Source organism: Trinickia caryophylli, assembly GCF_034424545.1.
GTDB classification, from domain to species: domain Bacteria; phylum Pseudomonadota; class Gammaproteobacteria; order Burkholderiales; family Burkholderiaceae; genus Trinickia; species Trinickia caryophylli.
On record NZ_CP139970.1, the window covers coordinates 1,009,732 to 1,033,057 of the forward strand.

Genomic DNA, 23,326 nt, shown 5'->3' on the forward strand with positions numbered 1-23,326 from the left:
AAGCACACGATGTTCACAGGAATCGTCGCGGCCGTGGGCCGCATCGAAACGGTCGAACCGCTCGGCTCGAGCGCCGACGCGGGCGTTCGCCTCGACGTCCGCGCAGGCGCGCTCGATCTGGCCGACGTCGCCATCGGCGACAGCATCGCTATACAAGGCGCGTGCATGACCGTGATCGAGAAAACGGACGAAACGTTCGCCGTGGAAGTGTCGCGCGAAAGCCTGAACCGTACGGTCGGCCTCGGGGAGCCAGGGGACGTGAATCTGGAGAAGGCGCTGACGGCGCACGAGCGCCTCGGCGGCCACATCGTGTCCGGCCACGTGGATGGTCTGGGAACGGTGACGCGGTTCGCTCCGGTCGGAGAATCGCATGAGCTGCGCATTCTCGCGCCGCGCGAGATGGGCCGATATCTCGCCTATAAAGGGTCCATTACGGTGAACGGGGTAAGCCTGACCGTCAACAGCGTGGAGGATCGCGACGACGGCTGCGAGTTCTCGATCAACCTGATCCCGCACACAGTCGAGGTCACGACGCTCAGACACCTTGCTCCCGGCAGCCAGGTCAATCTCGAAGTCGATCTGATTGCGCGGTATGTCGAAAGGATGCTGTCGACGGCGTCAGCTAAAGCGAGTTCGTGAAGCTTGCCCGAGGACGTCTATAGGGACGAGAAGGCACTGGGACCGATTATTCGGCAGATGGCGAGCGACATTCGGTTATAATACCGGTCTAGTTCCGTTCGCGTCGCATCGGCAAGACGTCTGCCGGTTCCTCGCGAATCCGCCTTTTGACCGATCGTCCGGCAAAGCCGGCGATAGCTGCACCCCGTCGGACTGCACGCCGCGCATCGGCCGGTTGCTGGCCGCCGCGTCTGTCCCATCCCTGGCGTATAGGGCGCTCCGCCCCACGGCGCGGCACCGAGTTGTCAACGACGCCGGGGCCGCAATCACTCCTTACTTTCGCGCGAGCACGTGTCAAGCACCGCTCGTGGCTTTCTTTTTCCGCGAGGCATAGCTTGCCGATGCCCCGCCAACTGAACAGGAACGTGCATGGCAAAAGAAGAACTGCTGGAACTCGATGGTATCGTCGACGAAGTGCTGCCCGACAGCCGCTACCGTGTCACCCTCGATAACGGTGTCGTGGTGGGCGCGTACGCATCCGGCCGGATGCGCAAGAATCACATCCGGATCCTCGCTGGCGATCGCGTCACGCTGGAACTCTCGGTGTACGACCTGACGAAAGGTCGAATCAATTTCCGTCACAAGGACGAGCGCAGCAGCGGCACGGGTCAACGCCCCGCGTTCCGCCGGCGCTGAGCCGGCAACGCGCGAAGCCCGGCAGCGGCCGCGTCAGCGCCCGAATCGGATTCGCGCTCGACGGCGCAGCCGCAGGCCAGGCGCCATGCGAGCCGGCGCCACCCAGCTCAGAACGTCACCCCGGCCACCAGCATCAGATTCGCGTAGGGTGTGCATTCGCCTGTGCGAACCACGGCGCGTGCGCGATGCGACATCCGCTTGAGCTCCTCGTGCGAAACCACCTGGCACGAGCCGATCTCGCGCATCCATTCGCTCGACAGCCATGCGTCGTTGCGCGCGAGCGTTTCGCTCGCCATCACATGCGATTCGACCTGCATCTCGCTCAGCAGGACGCGAACGGTCGTCGCCAGATCGGGCACACCGGGCGTGAGCGCAAGATCGATGATCTCGACGCCCGTGCCGTGCGGCGCCGGCATCCCGGCATCGGCAACAAGCACCATGTCGCCATGGCCCAGCGTCGCAACGAGGCGCGACAACTTACTGTTCAGCAACGCGGTCTTCTTCATTGCAATCAGTCGGACGCCAGGGAGATTTCACGCAAAAAGGGAATGGAGGTTTGCGCGCCGGCGCGTGTCACCGACAGCGCGGCGGCAGCCTGACCGAATCGGACGGCTTCGTCGAGCGGACGCTTCGCTGCCAGCGCCGCGCTGAATCCGCCGACGAACGTATCGCCCGCCGCCGTCGTATCGATCGCGACGACCTTGCGCGGCGGATAGTGCCGGCCGCGCGGCGCTTCACCGCCCGCTTCGAGCAACAACACGCCTTGCGCACCCAGCGTCACGATGACGTTGCGTGCGCCCTGCGTCTGCAGGACCTCGGCCGCACGCTGTGCGCTTTCAGGCGAATCCACCTGGATGCCCGACAGCGCCGAGGCCTCTACTTCGTTCGGAATCAGATAATCGGCCAGTTCGAGCCACGTGCGCGAAAGCGCTCCGGTCACCGGCGCGGGATTCAGCACCACGGTCCGACCGAGCGCACGCGCCGCGCGCATCGCCGCAAGCACCGTTTCGTCCGGCACTTCGAGCTGGCACACCACGACATCGGCCTGCGCGATCGCTGCCTCGTGTTTGCTCACCGCCTCGGGCGCCAGCGCGCCGTTGCTGCCGGCCACGATGACGATCGCATTCTGGCCCGCATCGTCTACAACGATCATCGCGACACCGGTCGGTTGCGCCGCATCGGTCGCCACGCCGTCGCAATCGATCCCCTCGCAGCGCAAGCCCGCCACGAGCTGCGCGCCGTTATCGTCGTTGCCGACGCGCCCGATCATCGCGACCTGGGCGCCGAGCCGCGCGGCGGCCACGGCCTGATTGCCGCCCTTGCCGCCCGGCACCTTCGCAAACGAGCGGCCTGTGAGCGTCTCTCCCGCATTCGGCAGACGCGGCGCCCGGATCACGAGATCCATGTTGAGACTGCCGACCACTGCGACCCGGCCCGTCTCTCCTTTCATTGCTGTCGTCGTCATCGATGTCGTAAGACTCATTGGTTCAATCACGCGCGAGCGACTGCTGGCGCACTCGATTCGCGCATATGCAGGTTCGGTTCGATTACACAGGTTTGCGCCGGGCCCGTAACGGTGCCGCTCAGCCGATCCAACAGCATTTTCGCGGCCGCTTCGCCAAGACGAAGAATGGTCTGCCCCACCGTCGACAATGCCGGATGCACGTAGCGGCTCATCTCGACATCGTCGAAGCCGACGATCGAGCAGTCTGCCGGTACACGCAGACCGCGCTCGGAGGCTGCACGCAGCGCGCCGATCGCCATCATATCGTTGCTCGCAAAAACGGCCGTGGGTGCAACGGTGTCGAAAAGCGTGCGCGCCGCGACGTAGCCGCCCGGGCACGTAAAGTCGCCCTCGACGATCGCCCCCGGCAAGACGGGCACGCCGTGCTCCGCCATCGCCCGTTTGAAGCCCGCCACGCGGATCGCGCTCACCGCGGTGCCGCTCGCTCCTGCGATACAGCCGATGCGCGTATGACCGAGATCGAGCAGATGGCGGGTCGCCATCATCGCCCCGGCTTCATGATCGATCTGGACGAGATCGGCATCGAGGCCGGCAATGGGCCGGTCGAAAACCACGACGGGCACGCGCATCGCCTTCAGGTCTTCCGCGACCGACTCGTCTTCGTCGACGGATGCGACGATGAGACCGTCGATGCGGTTCTGATAGAGCACGCGCAGGCATTCGCGCTGCGTCACGACGTCGTTGTCGGAATTGCACAGAAAGACGCAGTAGCCGCTGCGCCGCAGGAACCCCTCTATTCCACGCGCGAACTCCGCGAAGTAGGGGTTCGTGTTGTTCGGCACGACGAGGCCGATCGTCGACGTGCTCCGCGCCTTGAGCGAACGGGCCGGCGCCGAAGGGACGTAGTTCAGCTCGGCAATGGCCGCCATCACGCGCGCGCGCTTTTCCTCGCTGACCGGGCGCGTGTTGTTCAGCACGTGCGACACCGTGGTGTACGACACGCCCGCCCGCTGCGCGACGTCTCTGATCGTCAACATGGCTCGGTCGCGCCTCCCGGTGCTCAGGCCGCCTGCGCGTCGCGGCTCGTGCCGCGCCGGCTGCGATAGGTGTCGAGCACCACGGCCACGACGATCACCATGCCGGTAATGATGCGCTTGGTCGGCTCGTTCGCGCCGATCTGCGCGAGGCCCGCGGCAAGCACGGAGATGATCAGCACGCCGAAGAACGTGCTGATGACCGAGCCGCGCCCGCCCATGAGGCTCGTGCCGCCGATCACGACAGCCGCGATCACCTGCAGCTCGATGCCGGCACCTGCGTTCGGATCGGCTGCCTCGAGACGCGAAATCTGAAAGAGCGACGCAAGGCCGGCGAGCGCGCCCATCAGCGCGAACACGATTATCTTGTAGGGGCGCGGGTCGATGCCGGCGAGCCGTACCGCGGTTTCGTTCGTGCCGATGCCGACGAGGCAACGGCCGAACACCGTTCGCCGCAGCACGAGTTGCGCCACGACGATGACCGCGATCGCGATGATGAACGCAGGCGAAATGCCGACGGCGATCGGATTCGCGAGCCAGTCGAATTCGCTGCCGATATAGGACGTGCGCGAGTTCGTCAGTTGGTACGCAAGCCCGCGGGCCATTTCGAGCACGCCGAGCGAAACGATGAACGACGGAATTCTCCACGCCACCGTGACGGCGCCGGTGAGCGTGCCGATGAACACTGCGATGCCGAGCCCGACGAGTGCGGAGGGAATCGGTCCCCAGTGCCATTGAAGCGCCGCCACGCTGACGGCCGAGGCCGACAGGGCAAGCACCGAGCCCACCGAGAGGTCGATTCCGGCAATGATCAGAACGAACGTCATGCCGACCGACATGACGACGAGATCGGGGATCTGATTAGCGATCGTGACGAACGTGTCGTACGTGAAAAAGTGCGAGCTCAGCGTGGAGAACAGCGCGATCATTGCGGCGAGCGCCCCCACGAGCCCGAGGTAGCTGTTGAGCTCCGCGCGGGCCGCGCTCTTCGATCTGGGCGCTGCGACACCAGCGGGCGTATTCGAGGAAACCGTCATGACACTTCCCTTTCCAATAATGCGTCACGCTTCGCATAGCCCGAGAATGCCGCGGCCAGCAAATCGTCCTGGGTCCATTCGTCCCGGTTGAAAGTACGAACCAGCCGGCCGGCGGACATCACACCGATCCGGTCGCAAATGAGCATCAGCTCGCGCAACTCGCTCGACACGACCACGATCGCCTTGCCCTTCTTCGCTTCTTCGCCGAGCAGGCTGTAGATCTCGAACTTCGCGCCGATGTCGATTCCACGCGTGGGCTCGTCGAACAGCATGACTTGGGCGTCGCGTTCGAGCCAGCGCCCGATGACCACCTTCTGCTGATTGCCGCCCGAGAGTTCGTCGACCGGCTGTTGCGCGCCCGAGCAGCGGATCCGCATTGCCTCGATCTGCCGGCCCGACAGCGCGCGCTCGCGGCCGCGGTCGATCCAACCGTGGCGCGACACGGCACGAAAGTTGTTGAGCGCGAGGTTCGACGCAATGGACTGGGTGAGCAGCAAGCCCTCGCCCTTGCGGTCTTCCGTGATCAACGCCATCCCCTGCCTCACGGCATCGGAGGGCGAGCGGATCGTCAGCGGCTTCGGCGGGTTGCCGATCGACACGACGCCGCTGTCTTTCGCGTCGGCGCCGAAAATCGCGCGCAGCAACTCGGTTCGCCCGGAGCCGATCAGGCCGCTGATACCGAAAATCTCGCCGCTCCTGACTTCGAACGAGACGTCCTGAACGGCGCTGCCGCGCGTCAGGCGCTCGACGCGCAGCATCGGCGCACCGATCCTGCGCTCCCCGAGATCGATCGTTTCTCCGAGATCGCGGCCAACCATCTGGGTGACGAGGCGTTCGGTCGTGTACTCGGCGATCGGCCCGACGGAGACGAGCTTGCCGTCGCGCAGCACGGCGACGCGTTCCGAAATGCGTGCGAGCTCCTCGAGCCTGTGCGAGATATAGACGATCGATACGCCGTCGCGCTTGAGCCGCTCCACCTGATGAAAAAGGAGTTCGACTTCGCGCCCCGTCAGCATCGCGGTAGGCTCGTCGAGAATCAGGACGCGGCAATCGCCGATCAGATTGCGGGCGATCTCCACGAGCTGCTGGTGGCCGATGCCGAGCTCGCCGACGAGGGTATCGGGATCGAGCGACTCGAGACCGACGCGCGCCATCGCCACCCGTGCGTTTTCGCGCAGGCGCCTGCGCGCGATCCAGCCGATCCCTCTGATGGCCGGCATGTTGTTCAGAAACAGGTTTTCGGCGATCGTGAGCGTCGGCAGCAGGTTCAGTTCCTGCATCACCATTCTGACGCCGAGCGCCTCGGCCTCGCTGCGGCTCGCCGGCGCGTACGGCTGCCCGCGAAACCGCAACTGGCCGGACGTCGGCTGCACGAGGCCGCTGATGATCTTCGACAGCGTGCTTTTGCCGGCGCCGTTTTCCCCCGTGAGCGCCAACACTTCGCCGGCGTTCAGCGTGAGATCGATGCCGGTGAGCACCGGCACGGTATAGGTCTTGCCGACCCCGGCGATCGCCAGCACGGGGCTCGACGCCCGCGCGCGTTCGCCAGCGTCGGTTGAAACTGCGCTCATGCACCCTCCTTGGCGGTTCGACCGGGGTAAAAATCCATCTGCGTTCTATGGCAACGCGTGGCTCACTTCTTGACGACGAGCTCGACCGGCGTCTCGACCACGCTCGACAATTCGTTCTGCTTCTTGTGCTCGCGGATCGCCTTGAGCGCCGTATCGATGCCGAACACGGCCTGCTTGGCGGCGAACTGATCCACGGTGGCGAGCACCCGGCCGTCGGCCAGCATCGGCTTCACAGCGGCAATATTGTCGTAGCCGATCACCGCTACCTTACCCGCGCGGCCAGCCGCGCGAATCGCCGAGACGGCGCCGAGGGCCATGTTGTCGTTGCCGCACAGAATGGCCTTGATGTTCGGATAGGCGTTGAGCATCGCCGAAGCCACGGCGTTGCCCTTGTCGATTTCCCAATCGCCCGATTGCACCGAAACCACCTTGACATTGGCCGCTGCCATGGCGTCCTTGAAGCCGGCCGTACGCTGCTGCGCGTTGGTCGTCGTCGGCACGCCTTCCACGATGCCGACCTCGTCGCCCTTGTGCAGCTTCGCGGCGAGGTAGTCGCCGGCGAGGCGCGCGCCCTTGCGATTGTCCGGGCCGACGAACGGCACCGTGATGCCCTTGGATTTCAGCACGTCGGGATCGAGACGATTGTCGATGTTCACGACGACGATGCCCGCATCGACCGCCTTCTTGATCACGGGCACCATCGCCTTCGAATCGGCCGGCGCGATCACGATTGCGTCGACCTTCGAAACGATCATCTGGTCGACGATGCGGATCTGCGCGGCGGTGTCCGTCTCGTCCTTGATGCCGTTCGAGATCAGATCGAAATCGGCCGCATGCTGTTTCTGGTAGCTCTTCGCGCCGTCTTCCATCGTCAGGAAGAACTCGTTCGCGAGGGACTTCATGACCAACGCGACTTTCGGCTTGTGAGCGGCCTGCTGGGCCTGAGCGGTCAGCGGCAGCGCGGCGGCGGCGGCCAGGCCGATGCACGCTGCGAGGATACGGCGGCGGACGGGTGTCTTCATGAAGTGTCTCCTGGATCGTTCGAGTAGTTCGGTACTTCGGCGTTCGATACGCCCGCAACCGGTTGCGGACCACGTTTGCGCAACAATGTCGGACAAATCACGCCGCGCAACCGGTTGCGGATTGGATATTCGACGAGTCGGCGGGCGAAGTCAACGGGTGGACATTGTGCGATGCACCATCATCGGGCACGACGCTCCCGCCTTCCGCAATCTCGCCCCACCCCACGCGGCAATCTGGCTGCAACCGGGCTGCAAGCCGCGGCGCAAAGCCGCGCGGCCAACGCATTCGTTGCGATTTGACGCCGGACGAATTACCCCGGCAATATGGACGCGTGCAGCTCCCGCGGGCGCTGAAAAAAGTCGCGAACGCCGCACCCGCCTCGCCGCCCGGTACCCCATCGGGACGCCGCTGCTCGAATGGATACCGCATGCCCGATTCGAACACCGTGACGGTCGCCGGCGGCGCCGCCATTGTCCTGGCGCTCTATGCGACGCTGCTCTGGCGCCAGGCAAAGGCGAGACGCGTCTGGCGCGCCGGCTCGACGATGAACGTCACGCGCATCTCCGCCTACCAGATGGCCTTGATGTGCGGCGGCGCGCCGCGGGTCGCGCTGACCGGCGTCGTCCGGCTGCTCGGCAGAAAAATGCTCGTGCCGAGCGTCGCGGGCGTACTGCTGACGAGCGAGGCGGCCGGCGGAGAACTCGATGCGATCGAGCGCGAAGTGCTGGCGGCCGTGCGACGGCGCCCCGCCGTCTTCGACGTACTGCTCGGTCGCCTCGTATCGGCATTGAGGCGTGCCGGCGTGACGCGCAGCCTTCGCCACGAACTGATCGCCATCGGCTACATGCGCTCGATCGGATCGACGGAATGGTGGAAGGACTATCTTTACAACATGCTGCCGTTCGCCGTGCCGATCGGCATTGCGTTCGGATGGTGCGCGACGGCGGCGCTGCCGGCCGATGCCGCGTATCTGGCGAGGGATTTCGTGGGTGCCGCGATTGCGACGATGCTGATCGCGGCATGGCCGACGCGGGTCACGGCATTGGGCCGCTTCATCATCTGGTCCGCCACGCAGCATCATCCGGACTTCAGGACCGCGCGCGCGACGCAGGGCGAGGCGCTCGACGCAAAAACGCTCGGTCAGGCGGTCGCGCTCTATGGCACCGAAGCACTCGCGGGAAGCGACATGGCATGGATACCCGCCGTCTTGGCGCAGCGCAGCGAGACGGCGTGAAGCAACGCCACCCGCCGGACACACGCAACCCCTGGACACACGCGAGCCGCATCGCCGTTCGGCCCGCGGCGGAAGCGATATCGGACGGAGCACGGAGCGGACCACACCCCATGCTTCGCGTGCCGCCGATGCCTACTTCCCCCCTCGGCAATCGCGCACACCCGGAATCGCCGCGAGCCGCGCGACGATGGCCTCGAATTCGTCGGCGGTCGAGCGCGACAGCGCGAGCGACACCTCGTCGAGCCCCGGATCGTCCTCCGACTGCTGAACGATGAACTGCTTGACCCGCACACTGCTCGTGCCGAGTGCGACGTGCACGCTTTCGAGCGTGAGACAGCCGCGCTCCGCGAGCAATTGAACGCTGCGTTGCTGCCTCACGGAGATGAAGCGGCGCTCGAGCGGCTTCACACCCGCCAGAATGATCAGGATGATGATGGTCGCGCCGATCGCCGCCGTGTACATGCCGCCGCCGACGGCGAGTCCGATGCCCGCGACCGACCACAGGCTCGCCGCGGTCGTGAGGCCGCGGATCACTTCGCCGCGCAGCAGGATCGAGCCGGCGCCGAGAAAGCCGATGCCCGACACCACTTGCGCGGCGATCCGCGAAGGGTCCAGCACGACATCCTGCCGCCCGAGTACATCGGCAAAACCGAACGCCGACACGAGCATGATCAAGGCCGAGCCGACGCACACGAGCATGTGCGTACGCAGCCCCGCCGCCCAGTTGAGCCGCTCGCGCTCGAACCCGATGACGCTGCCGAGCAAGGCGGCCAGCACGAGCCGCGACAGCAGTTCGACGTTGCCGATCATGCACTCACCTCCTGTTCGATGGTTTGCCGCACCGCCGATGCCGGGGGACGGCCCTGCTACTGACAATCGGGAACGTCTCATGTTGCACGGTTATCGGATCGCGCGCATGCCCGCTCGCCCTCCTTCGCTCGCGCGCTGCGGCCTCGATACCGGCCATCCGGTGCCGGCGTGGCGTAAAATACGCGCTTTCCCGAAATCAGCTATCGACATGACCCTCGCCTCGACGCCCGAAATCATTGCCGAATTGAAGGCGGGCCGCATGGTGATCCTCGTTGACGAAGAGGATCGCGAAAACGAGGGCGACCTCGTGCTGGCAGCCGAATTCGTCACACCTGAAGCGATCAACTTCATGGCCCGCTACGGCCGCGGCCTCATCTGCCTCACGCTCACGCAGGAACGCTGCCAGCAGCTGAACCTGCCGCTCATGACGTACAGGAACGGCACGCAGTACGGTACCGCCTTCACCGTCAGCATCGAGGCGGCCGAGGGTGTAACAACGGGCATTTCCGCGGCAGACCGCGCGCGCACGATCGCCACGGCCGTCGCGCGCGATGCCCGCGCCGAGCATATCGTGCAGCCGGGCCATGTCTTCCCCATCATGGCGCAGCCCGGCGGCGTGCTCGTGCGCGCGGGCCACACCGAGGCCGGGTGCGACCTCACGGCGCTGGCCGGCCTCACGCCGGCCTCCGTGATCTGCGAGGTGATCAAGGATGACGGCACGATGGCGCGGCTGCCGGATCTGCTCGAATTCGCCCGGCAGCACGGCCTCAAGGTCGGCACGATCGCCGATCTGATCCACTACCGCAGCCGCACGGAGTCGATCGTCTCGCGCGTGGCCGAGCGTACGATGCACACGGCGCACGGCCCGTTTCGCGCCGTCCTCTACCAGGATCAGCCGAGCGGTTCGCCGCACCTCGCGCTCGTGCGCGGGGAACCGCAGCCGGACGCCGAAACGCCCGTCCGCGTACACGAGCCGCTCTCGGTGCTCGATCTGCTCGAGGTCGGGTCGTCCACGCACTCGTGGACCCTCGACGCGGCCATGAAAGAAATCGCCGCACGCGAGCTGGGCGTGATCGTCATGCTCAATTGCGGCGACACGAAAGAGCATCTGGTCGACGTCTTCAAGGCGTTCGACGAGAAAGAAAAGGCCGAGCAACTGAAGCGGCGCCCCGTCGACTTCAAGACCTACGGAGTCGGCGCGCAGATCCTGCGCGATCTCGGCGTCGGCAAGATGCAGGTGCTCTCCAATCCGCGCCGGCTCGGCAGCATGTCGGGCTACGGCCTCGAAGTCACCGGGTTCGCGCCGATGCCGGGCGCGGCCACTGCGAAAAGCGCATAATCGGCCGGCGCCGCGCCCGCCGCGACACGTCCCCTTCCCCCTTTTGAATGGATTAGCCCCATGGAAATCGGACAATACCAACCGAATCTCGACGGCGACGGCCTGCGTGTCGGCATCGTCCAATCGCGCTTCAACGAGCCCGTCTGCAACGGCCTCGCCGATGCCTGCATCGAAGAACTCGAACGCCTCGGCGTCGTCGGCGAAGACGTGCTGCTCGTCACGGTGCCCGGCGCGCTCGAAATTCCGCTGGCGCTGCAAAAGCTCGCCGAAAGCGGCCAGTTCGATGCGCTCATCGCGCTCGGCGCGGTCGTTCGCGGCGAAACGTACCACTTCGAGCTCGTCTCGAACGAAAGCGGCGCGGGTGTCTCGCGCATTGCGCTCGATTTCGGTATTCCCGTGGCCAACGGCGTGCTCACGACCGACACGGACGAGCAGGCGGTCGCCCGTATGACCGAAAAGGGCCGCGATGCGGCGCGGGTTGCCGTGGAAATGGCGAACCTGTCGGTCGCGCTCGAGCAGTTGGGCGGCGATGACGAAGACGAAGACGAGGAAGAAGAGGACGAGGCATGAAGAGCGCCCGCAGACGCTCCCGCGAATTGGCCACGCAGGGGCTGTATCAGTGGCTGCTGTCGGGCGCGCCCGCCGGTGAAATCGATGCGCAGCTGCGCGGCGCGCTCGGCTACGACAAGGCCGACAAGGCACACCTCGACGCCCTGTTGCACGGTGTCATTCGCGACGAACAGGCGCTCTCGGCCGATCTCACGCCGTGTCTCGACCGGCCGATCGACCAGCTCTCGCCCGTCGAGCGCGCGGTGCTGCTCGTTGCGGCCTACGAGTTCAAGTGCCACCTCGACATCCCGTATCGCGTCGTGATCAACGAAGCGGTCGAGCTCGCCAAGACGTTCGGCGGGGCCGACGGCTACAAGTACGTCAACGGCGTGCTCGACAAGCTTGCTCTCACGCTGCGCACCACGGAGGCGCAGGCAGCCCGCGGCGGCCCCCGCTAGCCCCCCCCGGGCCGCCAGGCGCCGGCCCGCGCGGCGATTGCCACGCGCCTGCGCGGATCGCTCTCGATTGCGGTCCGCCAACCCCGGTGCCGGTCAACCGGCCTTCCCTATCTCGATACCCTGAGCATGAACGCCGCTGGAGAACCGCTCGTGAAGCTCGCATCGCGCGTCGATGCGATCGCTCCTTTCTATGTGATGGAGTTGGCCAAGGAGGCCGCCGCGCTGGAACGCGCGGGACGCGACATCATCCACATGAGCATCGGCGAGCCTGACTTCACGGCGCCGGCGCCCGTGGTCGAAGCGGCTGCCGAGGCGCTGCGGCGCGGCGTCACGCAGTACACGAGCGCCCTGGGCATCGGCCCGCTGCGCGAAGCGATCGCTCACTACTACGCACGGGCTTATGGGCTCCAGATCGATCCCGCGCGCATCGTCGTGACGGCGGGTGCATCGGCAGCGCTGCTGCTCGCTTGCGCCGCACTCGTCGATCGCGACGACGAAGTGCTGATGCCCGATCCCTGCTATCCGTGCAACCGGCACTTCGTGGCCGCCATGGAAGGCAAGCCCATCCTCGTGCCGAGCGGGCCGCAAACGCGCTTTCAGCTCGCCGCCGCCGACATCGGGCGGCTCTGGGGCCCGCGCACACGCGGCGTGCTGCTCGCCTCTCCGTCGAACCCGACCGGCACTTCGATCGAGCCGGCCGAACTCGAACGCATCGTCCAGGCGGTTCGTGCACGCGGCGGCTTCACCATCGTCGACGAGATCTATCAGGGGCTCTCGTACGATGCCCGCCCGGTATCGGCGCTGTCGTTCGGCGACGACGTGGTAACCGTCAACAGTTTTTCGAAGTACTTCAACATGACGGGCTGGCGGCTCGGCTGGCTCGTCGTGCCGCCAGCGATGATCGGTGCCTTCGAAAAGCTGGCCCAAAACCTCTTCATCTGCGCATCGGCACTGGCCCAGCATGCCGCGCTGGCCTGCTTCGCGCCCGAAACGATCGCCATCTACGAGGCCCGACGCCTCGAGTTCAAGCGCCGCCGCGACTATCTCGTGCCAGCCCTCGAAGCGCTCGGGTTCTCGGTGCCGGTGGTGCCTGACGGCGCCTTCTACGTCTATGCCGATTGCCGCGGCTTGCCGCATCCCGCCGCAAGCGACAGCGCAGCCCTCACCCGGGCGATGTTGCACGATGCCGGCGTGGCCATCGTACCCGGGCTCGATTTCGGTACGTACGAGCCGCGCCAGCACGTGCGAATTTCGTATGCAACGGCGCTGCCCTCGATCGAGGAAGCAATGGGCCGTCTCGGCCGGTTGCTCTCCCGCTAATCGAGGCGCGGCAAACGGATCGGCAGCCTATCGCGCGCCATGACGCAAGACCAACGAAAAAGGGCACCTCCGGGTGCCCTTTTTAGCTACTGCGCGACCGTACTCGATTTGATTCGCTTCGATTCGAAACGATTCGATTCGCACGCGGCCGGTTCGGTTCAGGCGCCCAACTCGGCACCACCGCCATGCGCGGCGCTCGCGCCGTTGTTCTCATCGTTGCCCGATGCCGAAGCTGCCGGCGCGGCCGCCTTCGTCACAAGCGTGCCGTGACCGCTCGTCATCGCCACCTGCACGCGCTTGGTTGATGCCACGACCGGACGACCCTGGGGCGCCTGCGGCGCATTGATCGGCACCGACCGGCCACGCGCAACGTCGCGCAGGCGGCCGCGCTCCGCCATCACCTTGGCGCCATAGCCCCCGTCGTCGGGCGACGTCGATCCGACATAAAAGCGCAGCCCCTCCGCGAGCGAGCCTCCGCGCGCGATGCAGTCTTTCAGCACGAGCGCGCCCACGGTGATATTGGCGAGCGGCTGGAGCGCCGCCGTCTGGCCGCCGAAGTATTGGAACTTGTCGGAATGCACTTTGGCCATGACCTGCATGAGCCCGCGCGCACCCACGCCGCTTTCCGCATACGGATTGAAACCCGACTCGATCGCCATGACGGCCAGCAGCAGCAGCGGATCGAGGCCGACCTGGCGGCCCGTCTCAAACGCGGCCTTCACCAGTTGCGCCACAGGCTCCTGCGCCACGTGATAGCGACGCGAGAGATACGACGTGACCAGCGCCTGCTCGCGGGCCGAGACGAGGACACGGTCGTCGCGCGCATCCGCGGACACGGGCTGCGACGAAATCATCTTGGCGACGAACTCGGGCATGACGGACGTGCGTGCGTCGAGCAACAGCGCGGGACTCGCAGGCGGAACGAGGCCGCTCGCGCCACTGCCGTCGAAGGCGCCGTCGAATGCACCATCGTTGCGCACGGCCTCGAGCCCAGCGTCCCCGGCGCGCGCCGGTTCGTCGGCCTGCGCCGGACGGGCCGGGCCGAATGCCGGCAGCGGATGGCCGGACAGCAGCCGGGCCGGGCCCGCCTCGATGGCGGCCGTCAGCATCGGCATCAGCCGCGCCGCCAGCGTGCCGCGCACGGCAGGCAGCAGCCAGAGCGCAAGCGCGACGGTCACGGCAAGCGCGCCGACGACGCTGAACAGATGGTGACTAACACGCGTCCCACGGCGCAACGCCGCCCGCAAGGCGGGGACGAAGCGGGCATCGAAGCGCCACGACAACCAAGTATTCATTCGGTTCTCCCATTGAACATGGCGTCGCGACGTAGAAGCCGCGCCTCGGGCGCGTGTCGCGAAAGCCAAGGCGTCGCGGGCCTTGGTTGGGACCGCGGCGACGCCGGGATGCGGAGAGGACCGCGGTAAGCGCGCAGCGCAAACCTCGATCGACGCCGGTATGCGGCAAGGTACCGTTGGTTACGGCAACCGACCGTGTGGAGCGCCACATCGGAGCAAACGACGGGCGGCATGCCCTGGGCACGCACGCGATAGCGCTCACACAAAAAAACGCCGGCAACTGGACGTGCCGACAAGGGCAAACAACAAATCAGGCCGTAACGACCGCGCTGGACGGTGAACGGCCGCGACGCGGTGCGTCAGGAACCGGGGGGCGTTGAACTCAAAACACATGGCACTGCAGCCATTGCGGACGGATTCTAGCAGGGTTTTATAGATCGTCAATGCTATAAAACTCACAAAACATAACAAAATGTAATTAAAGAACGCCCCGAAACGGCCGAAAACTACGGCCCACGCGCGTTTCGGGCGCATTGGCGAAACGGTTCCGGAAGAGCGATTCGGCCCCGCCGCGGTACAATCCGGAGCCATCCGGCCGCTGCCGCACCGCTGATTTCGCGCGGCCGAACCGCGCCGCCCATGCGGCCGCTCGAACGCCAACCTCATGAAATACAAAGACTTGCGTGATTTCATCGGCCGCCTCGAGGCTGCCGGAGAGCTGCGCCGCATCGGCCAGCCCGTTTCCCCGGTCCTCGAGATGACCGAGCTTTGCGACCGGGTCCTCCGCAAAGGGGGTCCCGCCCTGCTGTTCGAATCGCCGGTCGGCCACAGCACCCCCGTGCTCGCCAACCTGTTCGGCACGCCCCGGCGCATCGCGCTCGGCATGGGCATCGACGATACCCTCGCCGCAAGCGACGGTGCCGCGCTCGAATCGCTACGCGACGTGGGCCGGCTGCTCTCCGCGCTCAAGGAGCCGGAGCCGCCGAGGGGCTTCAAGGATGCCGGCAAGCTCTTCTCGCTCGCCAAGGCGGTGTGGGACATGGCGCCGAAGACGGTCAGCGCGCCGCCGTGCCAGGAGATCGTGCTCGAAGGAAACGACGTAGACCTTGCCCGCCTGCCGATCCAGACGTGCTGGCCCGGCGATGCCGCGCCGCTCGTCACCTGGGGTCTCACGGTCACGCGCGGACCGGCGAAAACGCGGCAGAATCTGGGCATCTACCGTCAGCAGCTCATCGGCCGCAACAAGCTCATCATGCGCTGGCTCGCCCATCGCGGCGGCGCGCTCGATTTCCGCGAATTCGCGCTGAAGCACCCTGGCCAGCCCTACCCGGTTGCCGTCGTGCTCGGCGCGGACCCGGCGACGATTCTCGGCGCCGTGACGCCAGTGCCCGATACGCTGTCGGAGTACCAGTTCGCCGGCCTGCTGCGCGGCGGCCGCACAGAGCTCGCGAAGTGCCTTACGCCCGGCGTCGATACGCTGCAGGTGCCGGCGCGCGCGGAAATCGTTCTCGAGGGGTTCATCCATCCGCAGCAGGGGCAGCCCGCCGCCGCGCCGCCCGGCTCTCCGCCCCGGCCCACACGTGGCGCCGCGTCTGCCTACGAACATGCGCTCGAAGGGCCTTACGGCGATCACACCGGGTACTACAACGAGCAGGAGTGGTTCCCCGTCTTCACGGTCGAGCGGATCACGATGCGTCGCGACGCGATCTATCACTCGACCTACACCGGCAAGCCGCCCGATGAGCCGGCCATGCTCGGCGTCGCGCTCAACGAAGTCTTCGTGCCGCTGCTTCAGAAGCAGTTCCCCGAAATCACCGACTTCTATCTGCCGCCCGAGGGCTGCAGCTATCGCATGGCGATCGTGCAGATGAAGAAGAGCTACGCGGGCCACGCGAAGCGCGTGATGTTCGGCGTCTGGAGCTTTCTGCGCCAGTTCATGTATACGAAGTTCATCGTCGTCGTGGACGAGGACGTCGACGTGCGCGACTGGAAGGAAGTCATCTGGGCGATCACCACACGTGTCGATCCCGCGCGCGATACCGTGCTCGTCGAGCGTACGCCGATCGATTACCTCGACTTCGCGTCCCCCGTCGCGGGCCTCGGCTCCAAGATGGGTATCGACGCCACGAACAAGTGGCCCGGCGAAACCGAACGCGAATGGGGGCGACCGATCGCGATGGACCCGGCCGTCAAGACGCGTATCGATACGCTTTGCGCCCAGCTCGGCCTCGGACTGTGAGCCGCTTGTCCGGCCAATCGCACCGTACCCGTGCCACCGTCCAGCCCAGCGGGCCCTTCAGCCCCTACCTCTCGAGCCGCCATGAACGACCACACCGCCGCACCCGCCGCGATCGTCTACCGCGGTGAAGCCGTCGAGAACACGCATTTCGCCCATGTCGCGCTCGTCGATGCCACGGGCCGGCTTGCCTATGCGTTCGGCAACCCGCATCGGCGGACGCTTCCGCGCTCCGCCGTGAAGCCCGTGCAGGCGCTGGCCGTAGTCGAGACCGGTGCGCTCGAGCGCTTTGGATTCGACGATGCCGATCTCGCGTTGATGTGTGCGTCGCACAACAGCGAAGATGCGCAGATCGAGCGCGTGCGCGCCATGCTCGCGAAAGCGCAGGCAAGCGAAGCCGACTTGCGCTGCGGCCCGCACCGACCGATCTCGGAGGAAGTCGAGCGCGCGTGGATCAAGCGCGACTTCTCCCCCACACCGGTGTGCAGCAATTGCTCCGGCAAGCATGCCGGTATGCTCGCGGCCGCGCGTGCGATCGCGGCCGGCACCGCGGATTACGAGCGAGAGACGCATCCGTTGCAGCAACGCGTGAAGGCCACGCTAGCGGAACTCGCGCAGCTGCCGGCCAGCGAAATCGGTTGGAGCATCGACGGCTGCAACCTGCCGACGCCAGCCTTCACGCTAGATCGCCTCGCGCTCGTCTTCGCCAAACTCGCGCACACGGCCGCGTTGCCCGCCCCCGTATCGCCGCGCGAGGCGGCGCTCGCACGGATTGCCCGCGCCATGACGGGGCATCCCGATCTCGTCGCCGGCAAGGGGCGCTTTTGCACCGCGCTGATGCGCGCGCTCGGCGGCGCCGTGGTCGGCAAGGTCGGGGCCGAGGCCAGCTACGCGCTCGGCGTACGAGGCGGCGCGCATCGTGTAGAGGGTGTAACGGGTGCGCTCGGACTCGCTGTGAAAGTGGAGGACGGCAACGGCGCGATCCTCACGGCGATCGTCGCCGAGCTGCTTCATCGGCTCGATATCGGTACGGCGGCACAGCGCGCGGAGCTCGACGCCTGGCGCGCGCCTGTTATCAAGAACACCGTCGGGCTGACAGTTGGCCGGACCGAGGTGACGATCCCGCTCGAGCGGCACGCCGGCTGAGGTCAGCGCGGCCAACACGCTTCGGCACGGCATCGAGGTCGTTACGAAAGCGACTTGAAACGAAAACGGCGCAACGCGGGACGAGCCTGCGTTGCGCCGTTTTCGTATTGCGGCGCGAAGCCGGCGCTATCCGCCGGCTTGCGGTGAATCAGTAGTAGCCCCAGGGGCGGCGGTGATGGTGCCACCCAGGGCGCCCGTAGTACCCACCACCCCCGACATAAACGCCGGGCGGCGGCCCGTAGTAGACGGGCGGCGGGCTGTAGACGACGGGCGGCGGCGCATAGTAAACGGGGGGCGGGGGGGGCGCATACACTGGATACGCCGGCATAACGGGCACGCCGATACCGACCCCGATCGACACTTCTGCCTGCGCCGTCGCGGCGAACCCCGCGCCGAGCGCTGCCACGGCCATCAACGAGACGAGCTTTTTCATTTCTTTCCCCTAGCGGTGTTGGCGCTTGTGTCGACGGTGACACGGCGCAGTCCGCTACGCTACGGTTTCCAATGTAATGAAAAAGCGCTGCGCCAATCGTGTGCATTTGTTGCAAATTGCAATCGCGAAAATCGCTTCCATTCGATGCTTCCCGCTTGGCGGATGTCGACGGGGGCGGCGCACCCGAATTTACCGGCATCCGGGCAGCCGGCACCATCCGATCGGTAATGTTTGATTACAAATTTGCGCGGCCGCTGCGGGCTCGCGCCCACCGCCCATCGGGCTTCAGCCCACTTTGACGTAGGTGAATTCACGCGTGATGCTGGGTGGCACGTAAGCACCGCCGATCTTGACGCGCGGCGTCAGTCGCTTTTTCTGATCCCACCAGAGACGGCGCTGTGCCCGGCTCAAGAACCTCAAATGCTTGCGATAGGAAAAAACGTTCATGGTGACCTCCTACACGTGGCTGCGACACAGGAACGAAACCGCGCACTCTGGAAACCTTCATTCACGCACCCGCAGCCTCGCGCGCGGGCGTCGCGCACCCTTTCGGAGCTCGCAGGGATCCCATCCACATGGCCGCGCCACGCGCGTTCGGAACGCCGTCATCCGGCCGTTCTTTCGGTCAATACGACTCCGTTACCGCATCGCCGAACATCAGCACGAACCCCTCTTGCAGAACCGCGTGTCACAAGCATGTCCGACATCCCTTTGCGCACGCCTCACCGTATGCGCGCCGAATGCGCGATACTTTTGCGGTGCGGCCCAGACCGGCCCACGTCGTGCCCGCAGCCGCTCCGTCCGCCGCATCGCACCCGACAAGCATCCGACAACAAATATGCCATTCTCATTCGCACCCAGGCTGGGCTTCATCGGCGCCGGCCGGCTCACACGCTGCCTCGCACTCGGTTTTTCCCGCGCCGGCTACCCGGTCACGTCCGTGTCGAGCCGCTCCCCGGCATCGGCGCATGCGCTTGCGGAGGCGCTCGACGGCTGCAGGGCGGTGGACGATCCGCAACAAGTCGTCGATACGGCGGACATCGTCTTTTTAGCCGTTCCCGATGACAGCATCGGTACGGTTGCGAACACATTGCATTTCGACGCCGCGGCGCGCGGCGGCCGGCGCCAGGCACTCGTGCACTGCAGTGGGGCAACCGAGGTGGCCATATTGAGCGCCGCTGCCGCCCAGGGTGCATTCACCGGGGGCTTTCATCCGCTCTATCTCTTTGGCGGCACGGCGGCCGACGTCGAGCGCATCGCGGGCTGCTCGATAGCGGTCGAAGCGGCACCCGAGCTCGGCGAAGCCCTGAAGGCATTGGCGCGCGCGATCGGCTGCCACCCGTTGTCGATCGCGCCCGGTGAACGCATGCTGTACCACGGCGCCGCGCATTACGCCGCGAGTTTCGCGCTCAGTGCGCTTGCGGAAGCGGTCGCTCTTTGGCGCGCGCTCGGCATGGACGAAACCGACACGTTGCGCGCGCTGCTGCCGATGCTGGCGGGTTCGATCGAAACGGCGCGGGAAAAAGGCCTGGCCGGGGCACTCGCCGGCCCGGTCTCGCGGGGCGACGCAGGCCTGCTCGAAAAACAGCTGGCCCGCTTCGAGGCACTCGGGGGCGACCACGCTGCGCTTTACGCCCTGCTCACCCGCCGCGCGATCGCACTCGCCCGGAGCCGCGAAGCGCCGCCGGCTACGCTCGAAGCCATGGCGGCCGCCGTCGAGGCCACGCTCGCACGGGCACTGCCCGCTGCGCGAACGTTCGAGGTGCAAGCGTCCAGTAAGCCGTGATATGGTGACGACCGGCCACTATGGCACCGGCGCATCCGCGAATAACTCAAGAAGGAAAGGACCCAAGATGTTCGGCGATATCGCCCGCTTTCTGCTGAATACCGTATTTACGCTTTTCGGGGCCGCGCTGCTGTTGCGCGCATGGATGTTCGCGGTTCGCATCCCGCCCTACAACCCGGTTTCGAACGCCGTCATGCAAGCGACGAACTGGCTCGTACTGCCGCTACGGCACATCATCAAATCATCGCGGTTGATCGACTGGGCGAGCCTCGTCGCAGCCGTGCTCGCGGCGCTCGTATACGTCGTGCTGATGCTGCTGCTGTGGGGCGCCGATCCAGTCTCGCTCGCGCCGTCGGTCGCGATCGTCTCGGTGCTGACCGTCGTGAAATGGGCGCTCAATCTGCTCGTCTGGCTCACGATCCTGATGGCGCTGCTGTCGTGGCTCAATCCGCGCTCGCCGGCCATGCCGATTCTTTACCAGTTGACCGCGCCGTTTCTCGATCCGCTACGTCGCATTCTGCCGAACCTCGGCGGGTTCGATATCTCGCCGATCCTGCTGTTCGTCATCGTCGAAGTGCTGCTGCGGATCGTGACGCGTCTCGCCGTATCGTTGACCTTCTTCGGCATCTGACACGCAGTGGGCCGACTCGCGGCCTGCTCAGCGCCGGCCGCGGCGCAGCTCCCTGCTCGCGGCCGGCCTTGCCTCAACCGCCGCCGATCACACCGAAGCGCGCCGGGATCACGGCATAGACGGCCCGCACCTTCTCCTCGCCAACGCGGTCGATGAGCTTTTGCGCCTCGGCCTCGGTCACGATGAATTCCACTTCCACGGTCAGCGAGCCCTGCAGTTCGAAAAAGCGATCTTCGTGCAAGACGCGGTGGGCACCGAAGCCGGCCATTGCGCGGAACGCCGAACCGCCGGCGATACCCATGGTGTTGGCCTCCTCGAGCAGCCATTGCCAGAGCGGCCGCCAGTGCAGCTTGTGGCTCTCGTGCACATAAAAGCGCAGCAACACATATTCATCCATGGACACCCCCTTCTCGGCCACGACACTTCGCCGCCTTTATCGAGCATAGGACGGCGTGCGCAGTGGACGCAATCGTCATGCGGCAAAAAACCAGCCCCGCGCGGTCCACATGCCGAGGCCCGTCAACGCGAACGAGCCGGCCATATGGAGCCCCGCCTCGATAAGCGCCCAGGCGATCTGGCCTTGCGCGATAAGCGTGACGACTTCTACCGAGAACGTGGAAAACGTCGTGAGCCCGCCCATGAAGCCCGTAATGACGAACAGCCGCCATTCGGGCGGCAGCCCCGCTCGCGCCGAAAAATAAACGACAGCGATGCCGATCAGATAAGCACCGATCAGATTGGATGCAAGCGTGCCCAACGGCACCATCGGAAAAAGCGCATTCAGGCCGAGACTCAGCACCCAGCGCAACAAAGCGCCCAGGCCCGCGCCGATAAAGATGGACAGTAGCGTGAAAATCAAGATTCGATCCTGGTAGGTCTATGGAGATCGAACCGGGGCCGGCGGGCTTCGTGCGGGCGAGCGCCTACCGGTCCCGGTCGGGACAAGGTAGGCATCATCAGCCACGAGGGCGGTTCGAGGAGGCATGCCATCTCCTGTCGCACGGCCAACGGCCCATCTGCCGAGCGACGACGCGATACTCTATGCGCTGGCGCGGCGCGAAGCAACTACCTCGCGCATCTCATGGTATTCCCGGCACGAAGGGCTGCCGACCGCTACAAGACTTAACTCTTGCGCGACGCCGGCCGATATATCGGACGTACAGCAACGCCGGTAAATCTCGCAGACCGCTTGCTGCGAACGCGCCGGAACCCGAATACACGGGCATCCGTGCGGCCACATGGGCGCTCGCGCCGGTCAACGTATAAAAGGTGTTGCAAGATGGTGTTCGAAAACGAACGTTCTTCACGCGCATTGAGCGCATTGCGTGCATTGGACGAGTTGCCGTCCTGCCCGCGTGGCGTCGCATGGGTGGCGGCGGCCATCTGCATCGCGCTGCCTTTCGCATTCGCGCCTCGGGCCGCTCGAGCCCAGGACACGATTAAAATCGGCGTGCCGGTACCGCTGTCCGGCAGCTATCAGCAGGCAGGCAACGACATTCTCGACGGCGCCAGGCTCGCCGTGGCGCAGATCAATGCAGCCGGTGGCGTGCTCGGCAAGAAACTCGAACTCGTGCAGCAAGACGATGCCTGCAACCCCGATCAGGGCGCGAACGCCGCAACGCAACTCGTTGCCGCGGGTGTGGCGGCAGTCGCGGGCGGCTATTGTTCGAGCGCCGCGCTGCCCGAAACCCGCGTCTTGCATGATTGGCACATTCCATACGTGCTCGACGCATCCACGTCCCCACAACTGACCGAGCACGGTTGGACCGATGTCTTTCGCACGATCGGACGTGTCGATGCGCAGGGCGTATTCGCCGCGCAATTCATGAAGGACGTGCTGCACGCGCGGCGCGCGGCCGTTCTCAATGACGGGACCACCTACTCCGACGGCCTCGCCAAGAGTACCGTCGCCGCCCTCAAGCAAAATGGCATCGCGGTCGTGTACGACGCCGCGATGACGCCGGGGCAGTCCGACTATCGCGCCGTGGTCAAAGCGGCGGCCGATCCGGAACCCGACGTGCTCTACTTCACGGGTTATTACACCGAGGCTGCCGTGCTCGCTAAAAACCGACGGGAGAAGACGCCTGCCATCCGCCACTTCATGGGCAACGGCACGGCCGACCCTTCGTTGATCGAGAAGGGAGGCGAGGCCGTGGAGGGTATGATCGTGACGACGTCTCCGCTGCCGCAATTTCTCGACAATCCGAACGCCCGGCGTTTCGTGAAGGCCTATGAAGCGGCGTACCAACGTGCGCCGGGCCCCTACTCGGTCTACGAATACGACGCCGTTGGCGTGATCGCGGCCGCAATCAAATATGCGAAGTCGGACCGGCGCGAAGATATTGCCGCAGCACTGCACAAGCTGAAAGGCTACAGCGGGGCGACGGGCGAAATCGCATTCGATCAAAAGGGCGACAGAGCGAACGCGGCTTTCATGGCCGTGACGGTGCGCGACGGCAAATTCGAACCCTACGCCAACCTCAACGCCAAAGGGCGCTGGATCAAGACGAAATAACGCCAGACCACTATCCCACGCGCGGCGAAGCATGCGCCGGCCCATGCCCCGATGGCAACGCCTCGCGCGGGTTCGGTCGGTTCGCGGGGCCGGCGCGGGCCCCCTGCGCAGGGCATACGCTTATAACTAA

At 65.8% G+C, this 23,326-nt stretch carries 24 protein-coding genes and 1 riboswitch; of the genes, 12 read left to right on the forward strand and 12 right to left on the reverse strand.

The features are described 5' to 3' along the window. Positions 1–9: 9 nt before the first annotated feature. The gene (locus U0034_RS04555; RefSeq protein ID WP_085223926.1) at positions 10–639 is read left to right on the forward strand and encodes a riboflavin synthase; all 630 of its coding nucleotides are present in this window, start codon (positions 10–12) and stop codon (positions 637–639) included. Positions 640–1,047: 408 nt separating this feature from the next. Beyond that, entirely contained in the window at positions 1,048–1,314 is a 267-nt protein-coding gene (gene infA / locus U0034_RS04560) for a translation initiation factor IF-1 (RefSeq protein WP_085223924.1), read from the forward strand. A gap of 107 nt (positions 1,315–1,421) precedes the next feature. Here the strand turns inward: infA and rbsD are convergent, their stop codons facing one another. The 6 genes from rbsD to U0034_RS04590 all read right to left on the reverse strand — a co-directional run bounded on the left by rbsD (position 1,422) and on the right by U0034_RS04590 (position 7,443). Continuing rightward, the gene (rbsD, locus tag U0034_RS04565) at positions 1,422–1,820 is read right to left on the reverse strand and encodes a D-ribose pyranase (protein WP_085223922.1); all 399 of its coding nucleotides are present in this window, start codon (positions 1,818–1,820) and stop codon (positions 1,422–1,424) included. A gap of 5 nt (positions 1,821–1,825) precedes the next feature. Next, on the reverse strand, positions 1,826–2,779 hold the full coding sequence (rbsK, locus tag U0034_RS04570) for a ribokinase (RefSeq protein WP_085224466.1): 954 nt from the start codon (positions 2,777–2,779) through the stop codon (positions 1,826–1,828). 26 nt (positions 2,780–2,805) lie between these two features. After that, positions 2,806–3,816, reverse strand: a complete 1,011-nt coding sequence (locus tag U0034_RS04575; protein WP_085223920.1) for a LacI family DNA-binding transcriptional regulator — start codon at positions 3,814–3,816, stop codon at positions 2,806–2,808. Positions 3,817–3,839: 23 nt separating this feature from the next. Beyond that, a complete protein-coding gene (locus U0034_RS04580) occupies positions 3,840–4,742 on the reverse strand; it encodes an ABC transporter permease (RefSeq protein ID WP_233212105.1) in 903 nt (300 codons plus the stop codon). A 104-nt stretch (positions 4,743–4,846) separates the two neighbouring features. Further along, entirely contained in the window at positions 4,847–6,421 is a 1,575-nt protein-coding gene (locus U0034_RS04585; RefSeq protein ID WP_085223916.1) for a sugar ABC transporter ATP-binding protein, read from the reverse strand. Positions 6,422–6,483: 62 nt separating this feature from the next. Then, a complete protein-coding gene (locus U0034_RS04590; RefSeq protein WP_085223914.1) occupies positions 6,484–7,443 on the reverse strand; it encodes a sugar ABC transporter substrate-binding protein in 960 nt (319 codons plus the stop codon). A gap of 428 nt (positions 7,444–7,871) precedes the next feature. On the opposite strand from U0034_RS04590, the gene U0034_RS04595 reads away from it, so the two are divergent. Continuing rightward, positions 7,872–8,678 (forward strand): TIGR04222 domain-containing membrane protein, encoded by an 807-nt coding sequence (locus U0034_RS04595; protein WP_102623129.1) that lies wholly within the window; start codon positions 7,872–7,874, stop codon positions 8,676–8,678. Positions 8,679–8,810: 132 nt separating this feature from the next. Here the strand turns inward: U0034_RS04595 and U0034_RS04600 are convergent, their stop codons facing one another. Then, positions 8,811–9,488, reverse strand: coding sequence for an MgtC/SapB family protein (locus U0034_RS04600; RefSeq protein WP_102623128.1), 678 nt, complete (start codon positions 9,486–9,488; stop codon positions 8,811–8,813). Positions 9,489–9,696: 208 nt separating this feature from the next. On the opposite strand from U0034_RS04600, the gene ribBA reads away from it, so the two are divergent. From ribBA to U0034_RS04620, 4 genes are all read left to right on the forward strand, one after another. Beyond that, positions 9,697–10,827, forward strand: a complete 1,131-nt coding sequence (ribBA, locus tag U0034_RS04605; protein WP_085224464.1) for a bifunctional 3,4-dihydroxy-2-butanone-4-phosphate synthase/GTP cyclohydrolase II — start codon at positions 9,697–9,699, stop codon at positions 10,825–10,827. A gap of 60 nt (positions 10,828–10,887) precedes the next feature. Continuing rightward, entirely contained in the window at positions 10,888–11,397 is a 510-nt protein-coding gene (ribH, locus tag U0034_RS04610) for a 6,7-dimethyl-8-ribityllumazine synthase (protein ID WP_085223907.1), read from the forward strand. Beyond that, positions 11,394–11,834: a transcription antitermination factor NusB gene (gene nusB, locus U0034_RS04615; RefSeq protein WP_085223905.1), complete on the forward strand. Its 441-nt coding sequence runs from the start codon at positions 11,394–11,396 to the stop codon at positions 11,832–11,834. Before ribH ends, nusB begins: the two co-directional genes overlap by 4 nt. A gap of 126 nt (positions 11,835–11,960) precedes the next feature. After that, a complete protein-coding gene (locus U0034_RS04620; protein WP_085223903.1) occupies positions 11,961–13,154 on the forward strand; it encodes a pyridoxal phosphate-dependent aminotransferase in 1,194 nt (397 codons plus the stop codon). A 158-nt stretch (positions 13,155–13,312) separates the two neighbouring features. Here U0034_RS04620 and U0034_RS04625 read toward each other — a convergent pair whose 3' ends face one another. Then, positions 13,313–14,449: a transglycosylase SLT domain-containing protein gene (locus tag U0034_RS04625; RefSeq protein WP_085223901.1), complete on the reverse strand. Its 1,137-nt coding sequence runs from the start codon at positions 14,447–14,449 to the stop codon at positions 13,313–13,315. Positions 14,450–15,113: 664 nt separating this feature from the next. Between U0034_RS04625 and U0034_RS04630 the strand changes: the two genes are divergently transcribed. Beyond that, on the forward strand, positions 15,114–16,688 hold the full coding sequence (locus U0034_RS04630; RefSeq protein ID WP_085223899.1) for a UbiD family decarboxylase: 1,575 nt from the start codon (positions 15,114–15,116) through the stop codon (positions 16,686–16,688). 81 nt (positions 16,689–16,769) lie between these two features. Further along, complete coding sequence (locus U0034_RS04635; RefSeq protein ID WP_085223896.1) at positions 16,770–17,831, forward strand: asparaginase; 1,062 nt, start codon at positions 16,770–16,772, stop codon at positions 17,829–17,831. 148 nt (positions 17,832–17,979) lie between these two features. On the opposite strand, the gene U0034_RS04640 is transcribed toward U0034_RS04635, so the two are convergent. After that, entirely contained in the window at positions 17,980–18,264 is a 285-nt protein-coding gene (locus U0034_RS04640) for a hypothetical protein (RefSeq protein WP_085223894.1), read from the reverse strand. A 285-nt stretch (positions 18,265–18,549) separates the two neighbouring features. Continuing rightward, the gene (locus U0034_RS04645; protein ID WP_170151684.1) at positions 18,550–18,711 is read right to left on the reverse strand and encodes a hypothetical protein; all 162 of its coding nucleotides are present in this window, start codon (positions 18,709–18,711) and stop codon (positions 18,550–18,552) included. A 391-nt stretch (positions 18,712–19,102) separates the two neighbouring features. On the opposite strand from U0034_RS04645, the gene U0034_RS04650 reads away from it, so the two are divergent. Next, positions 19,103–20,050, forward strand: coding sequence for a Rossmann-like and DUF2520 domain-containing protein (locus U0034_RS04650; protein WP_085223892.1), 948 nt, complete (start codon positions 19,103–19,105; stop codon positions 20,048–20,050). Between the two features lie 67 nt (positions 20,051–20,117). After that, on the forward strand, positions 20,118–20,681 hold the full coding sequence (locus U0034_RS04655; protein ID WP_085224462.1) for a YggT family protein: 564 nt from the start codon (positions 20,118–20,120) through the stop codon (positions 20,679–20,681). Between the two features lie 73 nt (positions 20,682–20,754). Here U0034_RS04655 and U0034_RS04660 read toward each other — a convergent pair whose 3' ends face one another. Beyond that, complete coding sequence (locus U0034_RS04660) at positions 20,755–21,078, reverse strand: DUF190 domain-containing protein (RefSeq protein WP_085223890.1); 324 nt, start codon at positions 21,076–21,078, stop codon at positions 20,755–20,757. Positions 21,079–21,153: 75 nt separating this feature from the next. Continuing rightward, the gene (gene crcB / locus U0034_RS04665) at positions 21,154–21,540 is read right to left on the reverse strand and encodes a fluoride efflux transporter CrcB (protein WP_085223888.1); all 387 of its coding nucleotides are present in this window, start codon (positions 21,538–21,540) and stop codon (positions 21,154–21,156) included. 81 nt (positions 21,541–21,621) lie between these two features. After that, positions 21,622–21,684: riboswitch (Fluoride riboswitch) on the reverse strand. 276 nt (positions 21,685–21,960) lie between these two features. Between crcB and U0034_RS04670 the strand changes: the two genes are divergently transcribed. Further along, entirely contained in the window at positions 21,961–23,196 is a 1,236-nt protein-coding gene (locus tag U0034_RS04670) for a branched-chain amino acid ABC transporter substrate-binding protein (RefSeq protein WP_085223886.1), read from the forward strand. The last annotated feature ends 130 nt before the right edge of the window (positions 23,197–23,326 follow it).

Coding starts and splice junctions, on each gene's coding strand:
- rbsD (WP_085223922.1), bottom strand. CDS start 1,820: ATGAAGAAGACCGCGTTGCTGAACAGTAAGTTGTCGCGCCTCGTTGCG.
- ribH (WP_085223907.1), top strand. CDS start 10,888: ATGGAAATCGGACAATACCAACCGAATCTCGACGGCGACGGCCTGCGT.
- nusB (WP_085223905.1), top strand. CDS start 11,394: ATGAAGAGCGCCCGCAGACGCTCCCGCGAATTGGCCACGCAGGGGCTG.
- U0034_RS04645 (WP_170151684.1), bottom strand. CDS start 18,711: ATGAACGTTTTTTCCTATCGCAAGCATTTGAGGTTCTTGAGCCGGGCA.
- U0034_RS04555 (WP_085223926.1), top strand. CDS start 10: ATGTTCACAGGAATCGTCGCGGCCGTGGGCCGCATCGAAACGGTCGAA.
- U0034_RS04600 (WP_102623128.1), bottom strand. CDS start 9,488: ATGATCGGCAACGTCGAACTGCTGTCGCGGCTCGTGCTGGCCGCCTTG.
- U0034_RS04660 (WP_085223890.1), bottom strand. CDS start 21,078: ATGGATGAATATGTGTTGCTGCGCTTTTATGTGCACGAGAGCCACAAG.
- U0034_RS04620 (WP_085223903.1), top strand. CDS start 11,961: ATGAACGCCGCTGGAGAACCGCTCGTGAAGCTCGCATCGCGCGTCGAT.
- U0034_RS04580 (WP_233212105.1), bottom strand. CDS start 4,742: ATGATCGCGCTGTTCTCCACGCTGAGCTCGCACTTTTTCACGTACGAC.
- U0034_RS04590 (WP_085223914.1), bottom strand. CDS start 7,443: ATGAAGACACCCGTCCGCCGCCGTATCCTCGCAGCGTGCATCGGCCTG.
- infA (WP_085223924.1), top strand. CDS start 1,048: ATGGCAAAAGAAGAACTGCTGGAACTCGATGGTATCGTCGACGAAGTG.
- ribBA (WP_085224464.1), top strand. CDS start 9,697: ATGACCCTCGCCTCGACGCCCGAAATCATTGCCGAATTGAAGGCGGGC.
- U0034_RS04650 (WP_085223892.1), top strand. CDS start 19,103: ATGCCATTCTCATTCGCACCCAGGCTGGGCTTCATCGGCGCCGGCCGG.
- U0034_RS04585 (WP_085223916.1), bottom strand. CDS start 6,421: ATGAGCGCAGTTTCAACCGACGCTGGCGAACGCGCGCGGGCGTCGAGC.
- U0034_RS04595 (WP_102623129.1), top strand. CDS start 7,872: ATGCCCGATTCGAACACCGTGACGGTCGCCGGCGGCGCCGCCATTGTC.
- U0034_RS04670 (WP_085223886.1), top strand. CDS start 21,961: ATGGTGTTCGAAAACGAACGTTCTTCACGCGCATTGAGCGCATTGCGT.
- rbsK (WP_085224466.1), bottom strand. CDS start 2,779: ATGACGACGACAGCAATGAAAGGAGAGACGGGCCGGGTCGCAGTGGTC.
- U0034_RS04630 (WP_085223899.1), top strand. CDS start 15,114: ATGAAATACAAAGACTTGCGTGATTTCATCGGCCGCCTCGAGGCTGCC.
- U0034_RS04625 (WP_085223901.1), bottom strand. CDS start 14,449: ATGAATACTTGGTTGTCGTGGCGCTTCGATGCCCGCTTCGTCCCCGCC.
- U0034_RS04655 (WP_085224462.1), top strand. CDS start 20,118: ATGTTCGGCGATATCGCCCGCTTTCTGCTGAATACCGTATTTACGCTT.
- U0034_RS04635 (WP_085223896.1), top strand. CDS start 16,770: ATGAACGACCACACCGCCGCACCCGCCGCGATCGTCTACCGCGGTGAA.
- U0034_RS04640 (WP_085223894.1), bottom strand. CDS start 18,264: ATGAAAAAGCTCGTCTCGTTGATGGCCGTGGCAGCGCTCGGCGCGGGG.
- U0034_RS04575 (WP_085223920.1), bottom strand. CDS start 3,816: ATGTTGACGATCAGAGACGTCGCGCAGCGGGCGGGCGTGTCGTACACC.